General features: G+C 43.6%; 17 protein-coding genes. All 17 read right to left on the bottom strand.

What is annotated here, in order from left to right; genetic code table 11:
- Positions 1 to 15: 15 nt before the first annotated feature.
- Complete coding sequence (locus LKX84_RS16155) at positions 16 to 699, bottom strand: potassium channel family protein (protein ID WP_228238438.1); 684 nt, start codon at positions 697 to 699, stop codon at positions 16 to 18.
- Positions 700 to 710: 11 nt separating this feature from the next.
- Entirely contained in the window at positions 711 to 2,498 is a 1,788-nt protein-coding gene (locus tag LKX84_RS16150) for a TrkH family potassium uptake protein (protein WP_228238434.1), read from the bottom strand.
- A gap of 128 nt (positions 2,499 to 2,626) precedes the next feature.
- Positions 2,627 to 3,283, bottom strand: a complete 657-nt coding sequence (locus tag LKX84_RS16145) for a response regulator (protein WP_228238433.1) — start codon at positions 3,281 to 3,283, stop codon at positions 2,627 to 2,629.
- Between the two features lie 34 nt (positions 3,284 to 3,317).
- The gene (locus LKX84_RS16140; protein ID WP_228238432.1) at positions 3,318 to 5,282 is read right to left on the bottom strand and encodes a tetratricopeptide repeat-containing sensor histidine kinase; all 1,965 of its coding nucleotides are present in this window, start codon (positions 5,280 to 5,282) and stop codon (positions 3,318 to 3,320) included.
- A gap of 51 nt (positions 5,283 to 5,333) precedes the next feature.
- Positions 5,334 to 6,332: a hypothetical protein gene (locus LKX84_RS16135; RefSeq protein ID WP_228238430.1), complete on the bottom strand. Its 999-nt coding sequence runs from the start codon at positions 6,330 to 6,332 to the stop codon at positions 5,334 to 5,336.
- A gap of 106 nt (positions 6,333 to 6,438) precedes the next feature.
- The gene (locus LKX84_RS16130; RefSeq protein WP_228238428.1) at positions 6,439 to 6,720 is read right to left on the bottom strand and encodes a hypothetical protein; all 282 of its coding nucleotides are present in this window, start codon (positions 6,718 to 6,720) and stop codon (positions 6,439 to 6,441) included.
- 82 nt (positions 6,721 to 6,802) lie between these two features.
- Positions 6,803 to 7,807 carry a hypothetical protein gene (locus tag LKX84_RS16125; protein WP_228238426.1) on the bottom strand — a complete coding sequence of 335 codons (1,005 nt, stop codon included), beginning with the start codon at positions 7,805 to 7,807 and terminating at the stop codon, positions 6,803 to 6,805.
- Between the two features lie 23 nt (positions 7,808 to 7,830).
- Entirely contained in the window at positions 7,831 to 10,695 is a 2,865-nt protein-coding gene (locus LKX84_RS16120; protein ID WP_228238423.1) for a CHAT domain-containing protein, read from the bottom strand.
- 32 nt (positions 10,696 to 10,727) lie between these two features.
- The gene (locus LKX84_RS16115) at positions 10,728 to 11,459 is read right to left on the bottom strand and encodes a hypothetical protein (protein ID WP_228238419.1); all 732 of its coding nucleotides are present in this window, start codon (positions 11,457 to 11,459) and stop codon (positions 10,728 to 10,730) included.
- A 212-nt stretch (positions 11,460 to 11,671) separates the two neighbouring features.
- Positions 11,672 to 13,078: a glucuronate isomerase gene (gene uxaC, locus LKX84_RS16110; RefSeq protein ID WP_228238418.1), complete on the bottom strand. Its 1,407-nt coding sequence runs from the start codon at positions 13,076 to 13,078 to the stop codon at positions 11,672 to 11,674.
- A 43-nt stretch (positions 13,079 to 13,121) separates the two neighbouring features.
- Positions 13,122 to 14,318 (bottom strand): Gfo/Idh/MocA family protein, encoded by a 1,197-nt coding sequence (locus LKX84_RS16105; protein ID WP_228238417.1) that lies wholly within the window; start codon positions 14,316 to 14,318, stop codon positions 13,122 to 13,124.
- Between the two features lie 6 nt (positions 14,319 to 14,324).
- On the bottom strand, positions 14,325 to 15,653 hold the full coding sequence (locus tag LKX84_RS16100) for a Gfo/Idh/MocA family oxidoreductase (protein ID WP_228238416.1): 1,329 nt from the start codon (positions 15,651 to 15,653) through the stop codon (positions 14,325 to 14,327).
- A 4-nt stretch (positions 15,654 to 15,657) separates the two neighbouring features.
- A complete protein-coding gene (locus LKX84_RS16095; protein WP_228238415.1) occupies positions 15,658 to 17,022 on the bottom strand; it encodes a DUF1080 domain-containing protein in 1,365 nt (454 codons plus the stop codon).
- A 38-nt stretch (positions 17,023 to 17,060) separates the two neighbouring features.
- Entirely contained in the window at positions 17,061 to 18,356 is a 1,296-nt protein-coding gene (locus tag LKX84_RS16090) for a TRAP transporter large permease (protein WP_228238410.1), read from the bottom strand.
- Between the two features lie 5 nt (positions 18,357 to 18,361).
- A complete protein-coding gene (locus LKX84_RS16085) occupies positions 18,362 to 18,820 on the bottom strand; it encodes a TRAP transporter small permease (RefSeq protein WP_228238408.1) in 459 nt (152 codons plus the stop codon).
- A complete protein-coding gene (locus LKX84_RS16080; protein WP_228238402.1) occupies positions 18,820 to 19,800 on the bottom strand; it encodes a TRAP transporter substrate-binding protein in 981 nt (326 codons plus the stop codon). The genes LKX84_RS16085 and LKX84_RS16080 overlap by 1 nt, the downstream gene beginning before the upstream one ends.
- A 34-nt stretch (positions 19,801 to 19,834) precedes the next feature.
- Positions 19,835 to 21,043: a mannonate dehydratase gene (uxuA, locus tag LKX84_RS16075; protein WP_228238563.1), complete on the bottom strand. Its 1,209-nt coding sequence runs from the start codon at positions 21,041 to 21,043 to the stop codon at positions 19,835 to 19,837.
- Positions 21,044 to 21,055: the final 12 nt, after the last annotated feature.

Raw genomic sequence — 21,055 nt, 5'->3', positions numbered from 1 at the left:
CCCAAACCTAAAGGTTTAATCCTTCAGGAATTTTTTGATGTCTTTGTTGGCACCATAAACCACAATAAGATCGTCTTTGTTGAGCACGCTATTGGGGTTGGCCACGCCTTTGACCTCGGTAACAAATTTCACCTTACCCACTATGGTCCTTTCCTGTGTATTGGCAATAGTGGTCAACACCAAAAGATTGTATTGCTCTCTAATGTTGCTGTCCCTAATGGTCTTTCCATGGAGTCTAACAGGAACACTTACTTCAACTATGCTGTAATCATCGTTTAATTCAAAGGAGTCCACCACTCCCTTCAAGCATAATTTTTTGGCCCAACGCTCTGCGGATTCTTCCTCTGGATGCACAATTTCATCCACACCAATGGCATGAAGCACTTTTTCATGCAGGTTGTCAATGGACCTACTGATTAATCTTTTAACCTGAAAGTTTTTGAACAAAGCCGTGGCCATGACACTGGCACCTTTGTCCTCACCAATGGCCACCACCACCATATCCGTATCCTTGAGTGGCAGTCCAGCCACCGTAAATTCATCCGTGGCATCCATACAAATGGTATGCGAAATATGCTCCTTGTAGTGGTCGACCCGATCCATATTGGTATCGATACCTATTACTTCATTTCCTGCCTCGGTCAATTTTGCCGCCAGAGAGGCCCCAAAACTTCCCAATCCCACAACAATATATTTCATATGCCTATCTTTTAATTTATGGTGAGTTCTTCCACCGGATACTTATAATTCTTCTCTTTTACCTTTTTAAATACGGCAATCAACAGGGTCAGCATGCTCACTCTTCCCAAAAACATGACCACGATGATCACAAACTTGCTGGCCGCGCTCAAATCTGCCGTAATACCAAGACTCAACCCAACGGTGCTGTAAGCCGAAAAACACTCGAAGGCAATGTCCAACAATTTCTTATCTCCATCAAAAACGGAAATTAAAATGATGCCCAATCCAATGACCAACAAGGACAAGGAAATTACCGCAAAGGCTCTACGTACCGATATTTCGGATATTTCCCTTCTAAAAATCTCAATCTTTGCCTTTCCCTTGGCCAAACTCAAAAAGTTGAGCGTTGCGATGGCAAAGGTATTGGTCTTGATACCACCGCCCGTGGATGCAGGTGATGCACCGATCCACATCAACAAAAATATCATCATGACGGTTGAAAAATCCAATGCGCCCATGTCCACCGAATTGAAACCTGCAGTTCTAGGCGTAGCCGCGCCAAATAAAGCAGTTACCCACTTCCCAAATCCATTGTGTTCTGCCAAGGTATTATTGTACTCGTTAAAATAAAAAAATAATGTTCCCACAATGGTTAAAGCGGTTGTGGTGAGAAGTGTAATACGGCTGTTGAGGGTCAATACCCAAGGTTTATAGGTTTGTTGTTTTCCTTGGAACAAGAAGAACATCCTCAGTAAAAAGTATTTGAGGTATTTGATAATGTTCACCACAATCGGAAAGCCCAAACCTCCCAATACAAAGGCAATGATTATAATTACCTGAAAGGAGTAGTTATACCGAATACCCGATTCGAACAAACCGTTGGGCAATGTGGAAAAACCTGCGTTACAGAATGCCGATACTGCATGGAATACCGAAAAGAAAGTACGCTCAAAAAAAGAATTGAAGAAAAACTTGTCCAAGCTTAGATAGATCAGCAAGGCGGCCACCAATTCGATGGAAAAAGTGATGACCAAAATCCGTTTCAACGTTGAGAAAACCTCCCCAAGCTTATTGGAACCCGTCATATCACTCAACGTCAACTGGTTTTCGTAGGATGTACCTCCTTTAAAAAAATAACTGAAGAAACTCGCCACCGTCAATATCCCTATTCCTCCTGCCTGTATCAAAAAGAGAATGATGGATTGGCCAAAGGTGGTAAAATAAGTTCCTGTATCTACCACGATCAAACCGGTAACACACACTGCGCTTGTTGATGTAAACAGAGCGTCCAAAAAGGAAAGTCCATTATAGGTTGCATTGGGAAGCATCAACAATACCGCTCCCAATAAAATGATGGCAAAAAAACTGGCAATGAACAACTGTGCCGGATTGAGAACGGTTCTTTTATAGTTGATGTTCTGCTCTGAAAATTCTCTTATGAAGGTTAGGATAATGGCAAACTTTACCCAGTTGTCATTGTAGAGAAAAGAAATATGCTTGTGGGCCTCTTCCCCCAAAAAATGAGCGTAAAGAATGACCAGCGTGACAAAAATACTGAGGACATCAAAAATGAGGACAGAGCGTTTTATCTGCTTGTCACGTCCTATATATCTCAACCCGGTTGCCACGATACCAAGGGCAATTACAACATAGTAGTAGGTATTGTACCAGATTTGAATTTCTTGTGACTTGTCGAACCCAAAATCGATGATAAACAAAAACAATCCAAGGATACTGGCATAAAATGCAATCTGAAAAAAATATTTGGAATACTTCAGATAATCGGGAGGTTCGCTTCCCCAATTGACAAGGGCCATAGAATACTAGGATTCGTTTCTTAGGAGCAAAGTTAGGTATTGTACCTTAAACATTTAGGATGATTATGGAATACCTTTTAAATTTCCATTATCAAAAGGTTTGCTCCCTTGAACTCCCTTCGGAAATTTCATATCAAGCTTTGTCTCCTAGCCTTTTGTACCGCCTCCAACTTGTTATGCACCTGAAGCTTTTTATAAATATTTTCGATGTGCTTCCTTACCGTACTGGGTGAAAGGAACAGGTTATTGGCTATGACGGTATAGCTCAAGCCTTCGGACAATTGCTCCAATACTTCCTGTTCACGTGAAGTGAGTTCTACGGTATCCTGTTGTACGTTGATAAACTCCTGCTTTTCAGGATAGCGCAACAATTTCAATGTTTTAACGGCAATGGAAGGACTCATTGCGGCTCCTCCCTGCATTGTTTCTATGATGGCTGCGTAGAGTTTGTCCGCATCTATTTCTTTTAAAAGATACCCATCCGCACCGGCCCTTATGGCATTAAAAATATTCTCATCATTATCAAATACCGTGAGCATGATCACTTTTATATGGGGGTACTTTTGCTTCAGGATGTTCACTGTCTCTATTCCATCCAAAATAGGCATTTCAATGTCCATGAGTACGAGGTCCAGGTTATGGCTTTTTTCCAACTTTCCCAAAAGCTCACTTCCGTTATACACCATATATTTGGTATCGATATCCTTAAAATCGGAAAGCTTTTCATGTATGGCCCTCGCCAAGAACGTGTTGTCATCCACTATGGCCAATTTGATCTTTTTCATCTCACTTCTTTTCGTTCAACTTGTGAGGGACGGGTCATGTACCTACCTTTAATTCGATTTTTGTTCCCTTACCCAAAACACTGGTCTGTTTAAATGCTATTCCTGCCCTTTCCGCCCTGCTCTTCATTATCTGTAGGCCATTTCCCTGTGAAAAACTTTTGGTATCAAAGCCTTTTCCAAAATCCTCCACCTCTATTTCCACCTGACCGTTCTGCTCGGCAAAACGAACCTCTATCACCGTGCTATCGGCATGTTTCACTGCATTATTCACCGATTCTTGAATGATCCTAAAAAGATTCATGCCCACAAAAGCGTTGAGTACCTTCTCCCCACTTTCACCTGTTGTTCTAACCTGGATTTTCCCATCGGTGGCATCTTGGATGGTGGCCGCCAATTGTAGGGTACGCTCCTTAATATCCTCCAAACTGATCTCATCCTTGTTCATGGCCCAAATGGTGTCCCGCAATTCGGATATGGTGACCAGGGAAAACTGCTTCATTTGGGTCAACTTCTCCATAAGGAAAACTTCCCCTTTGTCAATTCCCCGTTTGGCCGAATCGGTGATGGAAGTCAAATAGGTGAGCTGGGAACCGATATTATCGTGCAGGTCACGGGCAATGCGGATGCGTTGTTCCTTTAGGTTTTCCTGTGCCTTTGCTTCTGCCATGGCTTTTTCCAAAGCGGCTTCCCTTGCCATGGTCCTCGCTTTTAATTTTTGTTCCCTGAACAACACAAAACCGACCACCAAAAGTAGCATTAGCAGACCACCACTGCCGATCAGCATATTGTTGCGTTTTTTTATGGACAATTCGCTTTCTACCAGTTCGTTCTTTTGGCGAAGGATTTCGTTTTCCTTTTGCTCCGACTCGTATTTTTCCTTCAGGTTGAGCATTTCTCGTGCCTTTTCCGAAAAATAGAGACTGTCCCTTGCTGCCTTATGTTTTTGATGATAAACATAGGCCTTTTTATAATCTGGCTTTTCTTCATATATCAGGGACAACGTTTTGGAAAGCACGTCAATGCCTGGAAGAAAATCGATTTGCTCCGCTTCTTCATAAGTAGTTAGGGCCAATGCTTCGGCCCTATCCACTTTTCCCTGTTTAAGATAAATATTGGCCAAATCGTTTTTTAAGGAAATCTGGGCCAAACGTTCCCCTCTTTCCTCCTGAAGGGTTATGGCCTGATTGTAATAAAGTTCGGCATCATCAAAATTTCCAAGAGCCCAACTTGCCAAGGCCATGTTGGTTAACGGATACCCTTTATCCAACCTTGCGCCGATGGTGTTGTAGCCCTCCAACGATTTTTTGGCATATTCAAATGCCTTATCAAACTCATTTTTTTCAATATAGGCCGCAGCCACACTGTTATAGCTCATCGCCACAAAATAATCGTTCCCTATCTTCCTGTACATCTCCAATGCCTTTAGATAGTATTCCAGTGATAGGTCTGGTTCTTGGACCAGTTTGTAGCGGTTTCCCAAATTCAAATAGGATCCCGCAATCCAGATACTATCCTTTCCCGCAATAAAGTTCTCCAAGGCCTTGAACTGATAATCTACGGCGATGTCAAATTCAGAAAGGGCCTCATAAGCATTGGACATATTGGTATAGAGACTTCCCAACACATAGTGTTCTTTTGAATTCTCCAAAATGGGCTTGGCCTTCATATGATATTCCAATGCTTCTTTAGGTCTGCCGGCATCCCATGAAAGAATACCGTACGTCATCCAAATCCTAGCCCTGTAATAATCATCATCCAACGCATCCGCCTCCTTGAATGCCAAATCGACATAATATCTGGCACTGTCCACATTTATGGAACGAAACTTCATCCCTACATCCTTGATAGCTAACACTTTGTCGCCACCCTTCTTTAAGGCCAAAGTGTCTTTGAGCCTAGCAAGTTCTTCCTCCAGGGTCTGGGCCTTTACTAAAGTATGTGATGTCCCTAAAAGTATAAGTATCAACAGGGATTTAAGCAGTGGTTGTATTGAAGACATTTTCTAAAAATAGACAAATTTTTGCGCATGATCACACTTGTATTTCCAAAATTAATCGGCCTTGTCCGCCAGTTTTTGTACTACGGCATCCAAATAAGCATTCAATCCCTTTTCAGCGCCTTCCAAATATTTTTTGGGATCACACTTTACTGTAGAAAAATTGGACTTTTCCAAATGTTCCACACTCCATACCTGAAGCACGCCCATATCGGTTCCCAGTTTATCCCTGTCGGGGGTTTGTGCCACATCGAATTTTTGTCTTTCCATGACCCCTGAGACTTCCACTCCTCCCCTTGGGATAAAGTTGCCCATATCGAACCTAATGCTGCTCTCTTCACTGATCACAAAGGTGGTCTCAGCTTTTACCCTGGCATTTCCGGCATGTCGGTTCAATGTTCTTGACACCTCGCTTTGGCTATCCTCAAAAACGTTGACCACAAGAACGACCTTGTTGAAAATGAAATCGGTTTTTTGGTTCACCACTTTGTTTTCAGTATTGCCTGCATAATCGGCAAAGCCGGCTAGCGGTATTTGATCTTTGCCCATGGTCCTGAACGGTACCACAAATTTTTGGGTGGTAGGCCTGGTCAGGATGATTCCATATTCCTTACCTTTTTCCGGTCCTTGGCCCGCTGTGAGTTCCCACCTATCCTCACGGTTCTTTTCATAGGCTTTGTGGTTCCAGAGTTCTTCGATCGGTGCAATCTCAAAACCTTTTGATTTTAGATCCGCCACATAGTCCTGATAAAGTTGATCCGTCAATTTTTGAAGGTCATCAGGGTTAAGGCCATCCAGTACAAGTGTTAGGGATGCCTTTGCATCGCCCTTGAGTCCTCCCCTCCACAGTTTGCCCCCTTTTTTGGAATCCTCCAGATTTAGGGCAATTTGGTAATTGACCTGAAAATCGGATATCATGATCTTTTTGGGGCTTTTTCTGTAGCTCAAATTTGCAGGGCCCAATGTTTTAAGGTTCACTTCACCCACCGTTTGTCCAAAAGTGACAAATACTCCTGCAATGCACAATGCCAATGCGATATAAAATTTCTTCATGGTATTTTTTTAAAGTTTGTTGATATAAAATCCAAAACAAACATAGACTTGGAACAGCTGCGATTCAATAGGGCAATTGACGTAAAATGAACCTCAACAAAACTGGTTATATATCAAAATAAAAGTAGCTGAGGAGAAGAATCCCGAATGCCGCACAAATCAATATGGAATTGATACGGCGTAGCTTGGGGTTCAAATTTTTGGACATGGCGTATACCTGCAAACCGATAGCCAACAACAACACCGGCAAACTGATGTATAGGTTGAAAAGATAAAACCACAACCAACCCGTACATAAAGACCATGTTGCCAGTGCAGAAGTCAATGGAGGGATCCAGCGGTCCCATTGAGCGGCCGACCCATCAGGAAAACGAAAATATAGAAACATTGAAAGCAGCACCATTGGCCCAATCAACGCTATCAATAAAAGTACAACGCCTATCATAAATTGTTGGTTCGAATCTTCCTCACTATACCAAGTAGATTTCTTCCTGCTCCGTGGTCACAATACTGATGGGCACATTTCCATATTGGGTCTTGAAAATGGTAATACCGTCTCCCACGGACAGCTTATTGTATGTAATCGTATTCACTGTTAACGTTCCATGTGTGGTTCTAATATTGTTTGAGTTGGATGTACGGTTGGAGGTGATGGTGCGTTTGTCCTCTATCAAGGCTGCCACTCCTTTTTTATGGGCACTGAACTTATCCCTTCTATAATTTTTATGCGCCTTGAAGAGCTTGTAGGCCTGATACAATGGAACCATCCAAAGGGGAAAAAGAAATATCGCAAAACCCCAAAAGCCACTTATCAACAATAAAATGCCAATAGAAACAAACGGTGCGGCCAGGAACATACGGCGTTTCAATGCTGCATACCAAATTCTTTTCAGAGCTTCAAAATCCTTTTGGGTATAGCGGGTATGCGGAATCCGTTTTTCAAGAAACTTTTGACCTTCACTGGCAACTTGTTCAGAATTGGATTGGGTAAGTATGTCAAGCTTAAGTGTCTTTTTGGATTTGGGCGCCCTGTCCATGACCACGTCCATCCCTACCCTCACTTTTGCATATTCCTGATAGTCCACCGAAAACTCCTCATCATCCACATATAGATAATAATGTCTGGTAGTTCTGGTTTTTCCTCCCGTCCCCGACCCACCACCTGAGGTCTGCACATTGAGTCTTTTATCCGTAATCTTTCCTGAGATACGATGTTTCATACCACGCCGTAGATCCATTGCAATGGTGCCGATCATATATGCGATAATGCCAAAAAAGAAACAGCAAAAACCAATAGCTATATACAACACCACGCTATCGCCTGCAAAACTGTTTTTGAAGTCCTTGAACACGAATGAAATGAACAATAGAAACATCCCAATCACGACCACAGGAAACATCAACATGGCGAACAACTGCTTCCGTAGGTTTTTGATGTCCTCAGGATCAAAGGGTAAATTTTCCTTTATTGGCATTGTACTAATAAGCAATTGAAAAATCAATATCCGGTATAGATGAACGGTGCCCAGAAATATGGGTGGATTTGATCCCCGTACACTCCTGCAATGAAATTTCGTTTTACCTCGGCCAGTGCTGCTGCCGTAGGCATATTTTTGTTGAACATCCTATTGTAAAGCTCCACACTCAGGTACATGGTCCCCGAATCGCTCACGCTCCATAATGATGTCAAGGTACTTTTGGCCCCTGCGTTGAAAAGGGCTTGGTTGAGTCCTTTTATTCCATCACCGGGTGACTCCACGCCCAATGCGGTCTGGCAAGCACTGAGCATTACAAAATCAACGGGAAGGTTTAGTTTTTCTACCTCACCAACGACCAACATACCATCTTCCCCATTGACCGGCTTTGATTTTACCGTCATGGCTATGCTGGACAGATCGAAAATATAAGGATGTACGCTGGCGTGGCTCGAAAGATGCAATGCCCTATACTGGCCCAGTTCATTGGCCATGCTCATCCGTTTCAGTTCATTTTCCGTCATCATTTCGTCAAGGCGGGCATCGGTTTTGGGCACCAATTCCTGGATCAGCACGACTTCTTTTCTACCACCTTCCAAAAAGCCCATGGGCTCATCAGATTGAAATGTGGCAAAGGCATAATCCAAAGGATTCCCACTTTCCACATCCTGCCTTACCCTATATCGTAATTTTTCAAGATCCCCGATGGAATTCAATGGCGCTCGCGAAGTTTCATAAAGATCATAGGTGGCGCCACCAAAAGCCAACACATTCTTTGTATAGGACCTTTTGGGTTGCTTTCGTAGGCTGGATAACAGGGCGGCACTGGGAACATACCCAATTTGGAACCGTTCGGCCAAGTAGTACCCGTTGGTGTCCACCAACGCATCAAAAGGTATGGTTCCGATCAGACCTTCCGGGCTTATCGTCAATTTAGCAATACCATTAAGGTTCTGCTCCAATCCATTAATGAATGTATTGTAAAAACGATTGAGCAACTTGGACACATTCTCCTTTTGATAAAATACGTACTGGCCGTTTTCCACCTTCGCTTCCATATGTTTACGCAGGTACTGTGTGATCAATTTAAACTCATCGTTGGCAAAGGTGTTAGGTTTTCTGGCCTTTGTGCCGGACAAGTAGTCCAGATTGGGATTCCTAAATTCCAATTTTGCCTGTTCTTTTTCCAGGGTGATGAGTTGTTCCTTCTCTTGTTCCAGCAGATCCACGAAGGCCCCGGCAGATCTATTGTATTTGGAAACCACTCCTTTTTTAGTGACCAAACACATGAGATAGGTGCCTTCATATGTGGTTCCCTTGGAGACATCTATAAAGGAAAGGTAGGCTTCATCGGCTCCCAGTAAAGCCTGTAATTCGGACAATGGCAATTGTTTTACCTTGCTCTTTTTATCGTTCAATAAAGAATAAGAACGATTGGATTCGATAACGTCATAGATCTTATCGAACTGCTGGGTCTCATAATACATGGCCGCCAACATGCCATTGATCCGCTGAAACTTGTCCAGGTAGCCCCGTTGTGCCAAGGCATCCAATTTATCCAGTACTTGGATTTCCTCTTTTCTTGCTTTTTCAAATTGAACCACTGCTTCATCATAGTTTTTCAACTCCATCAACCGAACCCCGTCATTGTAAGCATTTCCTGTTAAAGCGACCACTCCTTCACCAAGAAGGTTTTCCGTGGTGGACAACCCATTTTTCACAAAGGAAACGTAGGGTTGGTTTTCCATCCCTGGGATCTTTAGGAATTCTTGGGCCTTTTTACGTATTGCCCTGCCTTTTTCCAGATCTTTATCGAAAGCGTAGGCACGCATCAATACATAATAGGCCTCGGCAACGTACTCCGGTGACTTCAACTTGGGCAATAGGTTGATGTATGCATCCGCAATAATGGCGGCCTCGTCATACTTACGCTTTTCGGTAAGTGCCATGACGGTATAGAAATATGTTTTTGCCAATACGGCCGATGACGGGGCCTTTCCTTTAAGTTCATCCAATATGAAACTGCTTGATGCCAACACTGCATCCCATTTTTTAAGTGCTGCCTGCAAGCGCGCTAATTTTAAAAATGCCCTGTATCGTGAAGGGAGGGAATACTTTTTTTGATCAAAGACAATTTTTTCGAGATGGGGTTCCAGCTTTTGACCGAAGGAAAAATTGACTTTTTCGGACAATTGAGCCATGTAAACTAGTGCATCCGTATACAATGCCCTTGTAATAAGGCCCTCTTCAACAGCTGTTCCTGCATTGATCCAATCGGCCAGTATTTTCTCGGCGGTTTCGTTTTGGGCAATGGCATCATAAGTAGCACCAAGGCTGGAGCCAAGGTTTTCAAAAGTGGCCTTTGCCCTTTTGGTACTTTCGGAATTGTAATCCAAAAGATAGGTTTTGGCCTTTTGCATCGTTGCCGATAGATGCGGGTAATTGGACAAGGAATTCACATAACCGCTCAATGCCTGATAGTCTCGTTGCATCCCCGCTTGATCTTGGCCCACAGCCTGCATGTTATCAAGAAATTCCTTCGCCTCTTTGGGCAGGTTTGCAAACACGGCATGGGTAAATCCATAAAAGCCTGTTTCGGGGTCATAGCTATCAAAAGCCATGGCCCACTGTGAAAACATGACCGCATCCGCTGGTCTATTATTGGCGTACAAGGCACTGGCAACCCAACCAAATGGCTTGGCATTCTCTGGGTAGGTTTCCAAAAGCTCGCCCGCGGACGTCAATCTGGCATTGTTGTTCCTCGATCTGCCTGCCTCCAAAAAAGCCGCATAGCTTGGATGTGAGGTTGGATCATTGGGTGGAATGGTCATTTGTGTCCAAACAAGGGCATGGACGCATAAGAACGTCACTAAAAAAGTATTTTTCATGGTATTGAAATTGAAGATTGGTGCCTTTTGCACTATAGGGATTCCAACAATTGGCCATCCTTGTATATTGCGGCCTCATGTTTGTTATTTTGATTTTTCATCAAATATTGGCCAGTAATGGACCCGTTCTGTATCTGCATGATTTCCCTGGCTCCGTCAAAATGCCAGATCATTTGAATGCCATTTACTATTCCTTCGGAGAATTCTGAAAAAATGATTTTATTCCCAGACAATAAAAACTGCATGGTCATACCGTTCATTTTTCCATTTTTCCAATCGCTATAAACGGCATCGTTACCATCGATCTTCACTCCTTTTCCATTTTCACAATTGCCCATTACACAAGGAGCCATCCCTGTAGAAACCAGCGGACTATTACTGATATGTGCATCTTCTCTATAGTCCTTGAACTCATATCCTGCTTTACTTCTGAGCACATGCAATCCTTCTTTCTTGTCATTTATAAACAGACCAAAGGCATACATGTTTCCTTCGCTTTCATAGCTGAAAAATCCATTTTTCTTGCCCTTTTCATACTTCCCCCAAAATTTGCCGAAGGTCCCGGTTTGATTTCCCAAGCCGTTAAGCGCACCGTTTTCATAAAAGCCTACTTGATAGCCGTAATCGTTCCCGTTGCCATCCAATAGACTGGCTAGGGCATAACCTGTTTGACAGTCTCCCTTAATACATTTTGTATTTTTTTGAGCCGATACTGTTACATGCACGGTCAACAAAAAGGCAATCCACAATTGAAGTTTTCCCATGGTAATAGGTCTTTAATGATTATGGATACAAACCTAGCGGGAATAGCGAACCATCTCAATACGGCAATTGACGTATTTGTTCGGATATGGGGTGAAAAGAAGAGGATTTTCCCCAAGAATTAAAAAAGAGATTTATTGAAAGTTCCATAGTGCTGGTGGCAAGGATCCATAAAAATACCTGCCACCAAAAGTGAAACTTGTTTTAAGTGAAACTAGATTGAAAAATCAAAATAGGCCTTGGCATTTTTATAGCAGATATTCTTTACCATGTTCCCGATCAATTCCATATCCTGCGGCAATTCACCTTTTTGGATTTCTTCACCTAGAAGATTGCAGAGTATCCTTCTAAAATATTCATGGCGGGGATAGGAAAGAAAACTTCTGGAATCCGTTAGCATCCCGATAAAACAACTCAACAAGCCCATATTGGATAGGGCGTTCAACTGATTAGTGATACCGTCCTTTTGATCTAAAAACCACCAGCCCGATCCAAACTGAATCTTGCCTTTCACACTGCCATCATTAAAATTACCGATCATTGCGGCCAGGACCTCGTTATCGGCCGGGTTCAAATTATACAGAATGGTCTTGGTCAATTTATCCTTGGCATCCAAAGCATCCAAAAACCGGGATAAGGTATAGGCCTGCGGATAGTCCCCAATGGAATCCCAACCTGTATCCGGGCCCAGTTTGCTCAACATACGGGAATTATTGTTTCGCAAGGCTCCCAAATGAAACTGTTGCACCCAACCTTTGGCATGGTATTGATCTCCCAAGAACAGTAACAATGCGGTCTGGAATTTTTCAATCTCCAGTTGGGTAAGGGTTTCTTTATTTCTTTGTTTGACAAAAATGGATTCAATTTCAGTAGTGGCAGCCATTGCAAAGGGAATACAACTCAACCCATGGTCAGAGAGTCTGCACCCATTTTCATGGAAATAATCAATTCGCTTGGACAATGCAACACATAAGGTTCGGAATGAAGTGATTTCTATATCGCTCGATTTTTCCAGTTCCTTCAGATATGTTGAAAAACCTTCATGTGAAATCAGTAGGGCTTTGTCCGGTCTGAATGAGGTGCTAATGTGAACCGAATAACCGCTTTGGGCAATTTTTTGATGATGCTCCAAGGTATCGGTCGGGTCATCCGTGGTACAGACGACTTCCACATTCATCTTTTGGATCAGGTTTCGGCAACTATTGGTGGAACTGTTCAGTTTTGCTGATGCCTCTTGATAGATTTCGTCCGCAGTTTCTTTGTTCAAAAGTACATCGATGTCAAAATATCGTTTCAGTTCCAAATGCGTCCAATGGTACAATGGGTTTCTTAGGGTTTGGGGCACGGTTTCGGCCCACGCATGAAACTTTTCCTTATCACTTCCATTTCCTGTAACGAATTTTTCTTGGATACCAACCGTCCGCATGGCCCTCCATTTATAGTGGTCCCCATTGATCCAGATTTGGGTTAGGTTTTCAAAAATATGATCCTTGGCAATCTGATCGGGTGGCAGATGGCAATGATAATCTATAATTGGCCGTTGTGCCGCAAAATCATGGTAGAGTTCCTCGGCAAATGGGTTGTGCAATAAAAAGTTATCCGTAATAAATGGTTGTTTCATGCTATTCGTCAAGCTCCAATTTAATAATTGCGGTATGACAAGACTATCCCAAAATCTCGTTTACCATTTTTAGGTCGGTTTCCACGATGGTATTTCCATACATGGCATCAAGGCCCATCTGCACACAGAGTGCTGCCATAGCGCCTGTTTTGGCATTGGAAATGGGCAGGGTGTTGTTCACGATATTGTCCCTAAAATCGATCAAGGCCTGTTTACTGGGGTCTTCATGGTCAAAGTTCACGGGGATACCCCTTCCTTGATCCCAGTTCATTGTGGCTCCCGAAACACCATCCACCTCGCCTATTTCTTTCTCAAAACTACCTTCGGGATAATACCAAGCCTGAACATAATCCAGGATATAGGCACCTTTGTCCCCCATCACCTTTACTTTGTAATCGCCCATGGCGTTACTGGTCAGACAGGTAAAAGAGGCCCGTACACCATCGGGATAGCTATAAATGAGATGGATATTATCAAAGGTTTCCCTACCATCTTTCCAATAATCGATACCTCCAATACCCATCACTTTTTCGGGCATTGAACCTAATACCCAATTGGCAAAATCCAGTTGGTGGGAACAAAGTTCGGCCAGTAGTCCACCGGAAAACTCACGGTACATCCGCCAGTTGATCATGCGTTCCCATTTGGGATCTGGAACAGGCCTTCTCCAATTGTTGTTACGATTCCACTGGCATTCAAAAGCGGTGATTTTACCAATCTTTCCTTTTTTGATTTCATCAACAATATTGGTGTATAGTCGAGAACTATGGTATTGGTGGCCGGCCTGAAAAATGGTACCTGAATTTTCTGCGGTATGTACCAAAGATTTTATCCCATCATATCCTTTGGCCATGGTTTTCTCCCCATACACATGTTTGCCTGCTTTTAGGGCATCGGTCACAATTTGGGAGTGCGTACTGAATGGAGTCGCCACCAGAACAGCATCCACGTTTTTGTCTTCCAAAAGTTTACGGTAATCCTCATACCCCTTTGCCTTGCCTTCCACTTTGGAAAGTCCGGAACTAAGTCTAAATGGAATGATATCGCTACAGGCCACAACCCTCATATTCGGAATTTCGTTGATAAAAGGAATGAGTCCGCCGCCACGGTCCCCTGTACCTATGACCCCAACATTGATGGTTTCATTGGCACTCGGGGTTCCATATCCCAAAACTGTTGGGGCATATAGTGCCGCCGAGCTGGCCAAACCACTTTTCACAATAAATTCTCGCCTTTTCACTTTCAGTTATAATTTTGGTTCCCAACCTTTTTCATATTCCCTTTTCCAGCCTTTCATGGCTTTTTCACTGTTCAGGATCTTGCCTGTTTGGGTGTTGATTTGGATGGTATGTCCGGCATCATAAGCCATGTTCCCCAAATGACAGAGCATTGTGGAAACACTAGCATCCCTAATATCCGAATTCAACGAAGTATCTGTTCGGATGGCATTAAAGAAGTTCGCCACATGGTCCACATCCAATCCACCGATGCCCTGGGTATTCAAGGTTGCACTTGTGGTAGCCTCGTTTTCAAGCTTGAGCAAGTTACCATTCAAATCGTATAGTTTGTAAAAATTCCGGCTCAATTCCATAACCCCTTTACTACCATAAATGGTAATGCCACGGCCAGGTCGTTCCGGTTTCATGATTCCCCTACTATGGGAGGTCCATGTGATGAATTTATCCCCTGGGAAAGTATAGGTCACCTGTTGATTATCGGGAAACTCCCAATCGTCATCAAAGGTATATTTACCACCAAAAGCCGTAACGGTTTCAGGAAGTTCCACACCCAAGGCCCAACGACAAATATCGATCTCATGGGTACCATTGTTGTGGATTTCCCCTGTACCCCAATTTTTAAACCAGTGCCAATTGTAAGGATGGATATTGTCCCGATAATTTTCTCTTGGCGCAGGGCCCTGCCACATTTCCCAATTTAAGGTTTTGGGTACCTCGATCATTTTTCCATGACCGATGGAGGCGCGATTGTTGGAGTAATATGCCTCTCCCTTGAAAACGTCCCCGATCACTCCTTTTTTAATGTCCTCTACAGCAGCCATCGATGTTTTGGCCGACCGTTGTTGGTTGCCCATCTGCACTTTTTTCCCATATTTCTTTTGGGCCGCCACCAAAAGGTCGTTCTCATATGGGTTATGGCTACAAGGTTTTTCCACATACACATGTTTACCTGCCTGAAGGCCCAAAATGGCCATAGGGGCATGCCAATGTTCAGGGGTAGCAATGAAAATGGCGTCTACATCCTTATCCTCCAGAACCTTTCTAAAATCCTTTTCCACTTTCGGCACATAACCGATATTCTCCTGACACCAAGCATTGTGCTCTTCCAAAATGACATCGTCCACATCACAACTGTACAAAATCTTGGCATTTGCATCTTGATGGATGGCCAAAAAGTGGGCCTTGGCCCTGCTCCTTACACCGATTACAGCGCAATTGATTCGATCGTTGGCTCCCAAAATACGGGCATTGGCCCAAGTGGGCAATACCATACTGCCCAAGGTGACAGCGGCTGTGCCTGCTGTTGTTTTTTTGATGAAATCTCTTCTTGTTGTCATGGTTTTACTGTTTATCGGTGGTTTTTATCTTGATGTTTTTAAAACTTACCTTATCCCCATGGTCTTGCAACAAAATGGGACCTGTTGGTGCTTCCCCAAAATTGGGCCATACTACATATTTGCTTTCGGAAACAAGTTTTTTGAAATCATCGCTACCGCGTTCGTATTCCAGAACTTTCATACCGTTGAGCCAATGTTCTACATGACTTCCTTTGGAAATAATGTGGGCCGTATTCCATTCCCCAATTGGGTTAGTAGGTTTGTTAGGATCCGCTTTGATAAGATCGTATAATGATGACAAGGTCCTGCTCCCTTCATGGTTGCCCAATTTGGCATCGGGATGCACGGCATCATCCAAAATTTGGTATTCCAAACCGATTGATGATCCAGGGCCTTTGTTCAAATCGGTATTCACATAATATTTGATACCGCTATTGGCTCCTTCGGTCAGTTTAAAATCCACCATCAATTCAAAATCCCCAAATAGTTCTGTTGTTACAATGTCTCCACCTGCAGCCGATTCTTCACCACCGGAAGACAAAACGGTCAATACCCCATCTTGTATTTCCCAGCCTTTGTCCGGAAAACTATCCAAACGAGCACCACGCCAGCCGTTGGTGGTCTCACCGTCCCACAACAGTTTCCAGCCGTTTTTGGCCTCATCCACATTGATGTGGTTTTTGGTGACCACAGGTTGCAAGGTCATGGGTTTGGTATATTTGTAAAGGCTATCCGTTACGATTTTTATATTCCGCCAAGCTATTTCTGTGCCAGCTTTTTGATCTTTTCCAATACTGTGAACCTGAAGGGCTATAAACCCACTTGGTGTTTTGTCATCAATCAAATGGGCCGCAGGAACTCCGTTGATCCACGTTTTGATGGTATCACCGATCGCCTCTACTCGATAATGGTTCCAATCGTTTTGTTTGAATGCTTTTTGAGCTTCTGGGTTGTCGTCCAAGGTTACGAGCCAACCTCTTCTTCCTTCATCATAAATACCGGCACTCCATGCCCTATCCGATGGATCGATTTCAATCTGGTAACCGTGAACCCTTCCATTTTGGTAATGGGGAAAACTATTGCTCCTAATCTGGATTCCAGAATTCATGGTGGAATCTACCTTGTAATCCAACTCCATGATGAAGTCACCATACATTTTATCGGTAGTTAAAAAAGAATTGGGTGTATCGTGGACCGTTGATCCCACAATGGCATCATCTTTTACCGTGTAATTGGCAACACCACCTTTTTGGGTCCAACCGTTGAGGGTCCCATCGGATAAATCTACCCATGGGGTATCATCTTTAGGTGTCTCGGCACACGCCCAACAAAGGAGAAGTGCCAATACTGCGTATTTTAGTTTGTTCATTTTATGTATCATATTTAAAAATTTATTTTACAATTTGATTAAAGTCCAAATAGCCCCGGAAGCCACAGGGCCAATTCGGGAATGTAGGTGATGAGAAACAACGCCAAGATCATTGCCGCAAAAAGGGGCAACAAGGGTTTTATCACTTTTTCTATGGATGTCTTTGCGATTCCTACCCCAACAAAGAGCACCGAACCGACCGGTGGGGTGCACAAACCAATACAAAGATTTAAGATCATGATGATGCCAAAATGCACCGGATCTATTCCCAATTTGGTCACAATGGGCAAAAATATCGGGGTGAAGATGAGCACTGCCGGAGTGATATCCATAAAAACACCAACAAACAATAATATTAGGTTTATAATGAGCAACAAGGCAATCTTGTTATCTGTAATGGACAAAAGTCCCGAACTGATATCCTGCGGAATATGCTCAAAGGAAAGTGCCCACGACATGCTCATGGAAGCCGCGATCAACAACATGACCACTGCGGTGGTGGATGAAGCGTTCAAAAATATCTGGGGCAATTTTTTTAAGGTAATCTGTTTGTAGACAAACCCCAGCAAAAGACTGTAGAGTACTGCTATGGCAGAAGCTTCCGTGGCCGTAAAGATGCCGGCAACAATACCACCAATGACCAAAACCAATAAAAACAGGCTTGGGACCGCATCAATAAAAGTTTTAAAAACCTGTTTCATGGAGCTTCGTTCACCAGTACCATATCCTTTTTTCTTGGCCCAAAAAACTGTGACCACCATCAGCAACAAACCTGTGAGAAGGCCTGGGATGTATCCGGCCAAAAACAGCGCGGCAATGGATGCCCCTCCACTGGCCAATGAATAAACGATCAAAATATTACTGGGTGGAATGACCAATCCCGTAGTGGCAGAAGTGATGTTCACTGCAGCCGCAAATTCCCTATCATAACCTTCTTTTTCCATCTCTGGCCCCAGGATGCTTCCCATAGCCGAGGCCGAGGCCATGGCCGACCCTGCAATGGCGCCCATTAACATAGCCGAAATGATATTGATCAAGGCAAGCCCTCCAGGTAGGGCTCCCACCAAGGATTTGGCAAAAGCGATCAGTCGATGGGCAATTCCCCCTTGGTTCATCAATTCTCCCGACAAAATGAAAAATGGAATAGCCAACAAGGCGAAACTGTCCAACCCCGTAGCCATTCGTTGGGAGATGGTTGCCAATGCCGGCAATGACGGAACGCTTACCAAAAGTGTCAACATAGAGGAAATAGCAATGCTCCATGCCACAGGTGTTCCTATCGCCAAAAGGCCTACAAAACTGATGATCAATACAAGTAAAGGGATATATTCCATAGGGTTCAATCGGATATGATGTCAAAAAATTTATAATAAACCACGATCAACCCGCTCAAGGGAATCACAATATATACATAGGCCAAAGGCAGTCCCAATGCAGGGGAAAGCTGTTTCAGTTCGTATGTGGTAAAGACCAACCAACCGCCACCAGTTACCATAGCAGCCAAGCAAAACAATATGATAGAGCCAGACACCGCTCTTTTCAACCATTTTTGATTTTTGGCACTGGCACGTTTGGCCAATACATCAATGGCCACGTGACCTGTTTTGCCCGATACAAAGGCTGCGCCCAACAAACCCAACCAAATCATAAGAAATCGGGCGAGTTCATCTGTAAAAGCACTGGGTTGCCCCAAAACATATCTGCTGAACACTTGCCAAAGCACGTTCAAGACCATTAGCCCCATCAACAAGACCAAGAGATGGGCCAAAATGCTATCCAATATTTTTTTGAAGCCCATCAGTTTGCCGTGGATTTTATCTGTTGTATCATATTGTTCAATTCTTCGTCCGCTTCATACGCTTTGTACATTTCCTTTGTCATTTGGATGAATGGCTCTTTTTCTGGATGCAAAATCTTCACCCCGGCCTTCTGCACTTCTTCCAAAGCCTCCGCTTCCGATTCGGCCCATAACTTTCGTTGATGTTGCAAGGACCTTTTCACGGCTTGATTTACCCATTCTTGTTCCTTCTCCGAAAGTTTGTTCCAAAACTGGGTTCCAACAATCAACACATCCGGGGAAAAGGTGTGTTCATCCAACGAATAGTACGGACAAACCTCATAGTGTTTTGACAGGTAAAAACTGGGCGGATTGTTCTCCGCTCCATCCACAACCCCTTGCTGAAGGCTGGTATATAGTTCGCCCCAGGAAATGGGTGTTGGGGAACCACCAAGGCTCTTTACCATATCCATGGCCGTAACACTTTCCATCACCCTTATCTTGAGTCCCTTCAAATCGTCCGGGGAGTTTACAGGTTCGTGCTCGGTGTAAAAACTTCGGAAACCGGCATCGTAATAGCCCAGTCCTTTCAATCGGAATTGTTGTGCATTGTCCAAAAGGGCTTGTCCAATGGGTCCATCCAAAACCTCAAAGGCATGCTTTCTGGTTTCAAAAAGATAGGGAAGTCCCAATATCCGTGTTTTTGGCGCAAAGTTTTCCAACGTGGCCACCGATACTTTGGTCATGTCGAGACTACCGAGTTGTATCAATTCCAAAATCTCCCTTTCGGTACCTAACTGTTGGTTCGGATAAATCTCTATTTGGAGTTTTCCCCCCGAAATATTCTTCAGGTCTTCTTCCATTTTAACCATGGCCCTGTGTACGGAATGGTTCACATCCAAACCATGGGCCAATCGGATGATTTTCACATCATTTTCCTGTACACAACCTGAAAGTTGCATCAGCATGACAAACGACAAAACCATCCTGAAAAATTTCATATTACTGTTTTTTTTACAACGTTTACTTTCAATTTCATTTTGCCCATGACCTTTCTATTCCCAACATCAATCCTCTTAATTCTGCCAATCCCCGAAGTCTACCGATAGCAGAATATCCTGGATTAGTGTGCTTTTTCAAATCGTCCAACATTTGATGGCCGTGATCGGGCCTCATCGGTATTTGCCAGTCCGTTCTACCTTCCTGTTTACGGCGTTGTTGTTCCTGCAAGGCTTTCTCCATGATATGGAACATGTCCACGTCCCCTTCCAGATGGTTGGCTTCATAAAAATTGCCCTTTCCGTCCCTTTTTGTACTACGCAAATGCATAAAATGAACCCTATCGGCAAATCGTTGGAATATGTTTCCTAAATCATTATCGGCCCGAACTCCCAAAGAACCCGTACAAAATGTAATGCCGTTATGTATGGATGGCACTTCCTTAAAAATATGGGCATAATCCGCCTCGGTACTCATGATTCGAGGTAAACCTAAAATGGAAAAAGGCGGGTCATCCGGATGGATGCACATCAGAATACCGTGTTCTTCCGCCACAGGGATTACTTCCTTTAGGAAACTTACCAGATTACTGCGCATTTGTTCCGCATCAATGCCCTTGTAGGTATCTAAAGTGGCTTGGAATTTTTGAAGATTATACCCTTTTTCGGCATCCAAATATCCTTCGGAAGAACCAGGTAGCCCGGCAATAATGTTCTTGACCAACAACTGAATTTCGTCCTTGGACATCCCTTCAAAGTAAATCTTGGCCTCAGTAAGCTGTTCCTGGGTATAATCCTTTTCTGCCAGGGGCTGTTTTAAAATATGGATATCAAAAGCGGCCAAAGCGCTGAATTCGAAAAATAGGGCTTTGGAGCCATCCTCCACGGGGTAGGCCAAATTGGTTCGGGTCCAATCCAAAACCGGCATAAAATTATAGCACACTACCTTAACACCGCATTTTCCCAAATGAATCAAGCTTTGCTTGTAGTTCGCAATGTGTTCCTTGTATTCTCCTGAACGGGTTTTGATGTTTTCATGGATTGGGAGCGATTCCACAACAGACCATCTCAAACCTACTTTTTCAAGTACATTCTTTCGTTCCAAAATGCTTTCCACAGGCCAAATTTCCCCATTGGGAATATGATGCAACGCCGTAACAATCCCTGTGGCCCCTGCCATTTTAATGTCTTCCAACGATACCGGGTCATCCGGCCCGTACCAACGCCAAGTTTGTTCCAATCCCATTTGTTGCCCTTG

The sequence above is a fragment of the Allomuricauda sp. M10 genome (genome assembly GCF_020782875.1).
Taxonomy (GTDB): Bacteria; Bacteroidota; Bacteroidia; order Flavobacteriales; family Flavobacteriaceae; genus Flagellimonas.
This window is presented reverse-complemented; position numbering and strand designations above follow the sequence as displayed.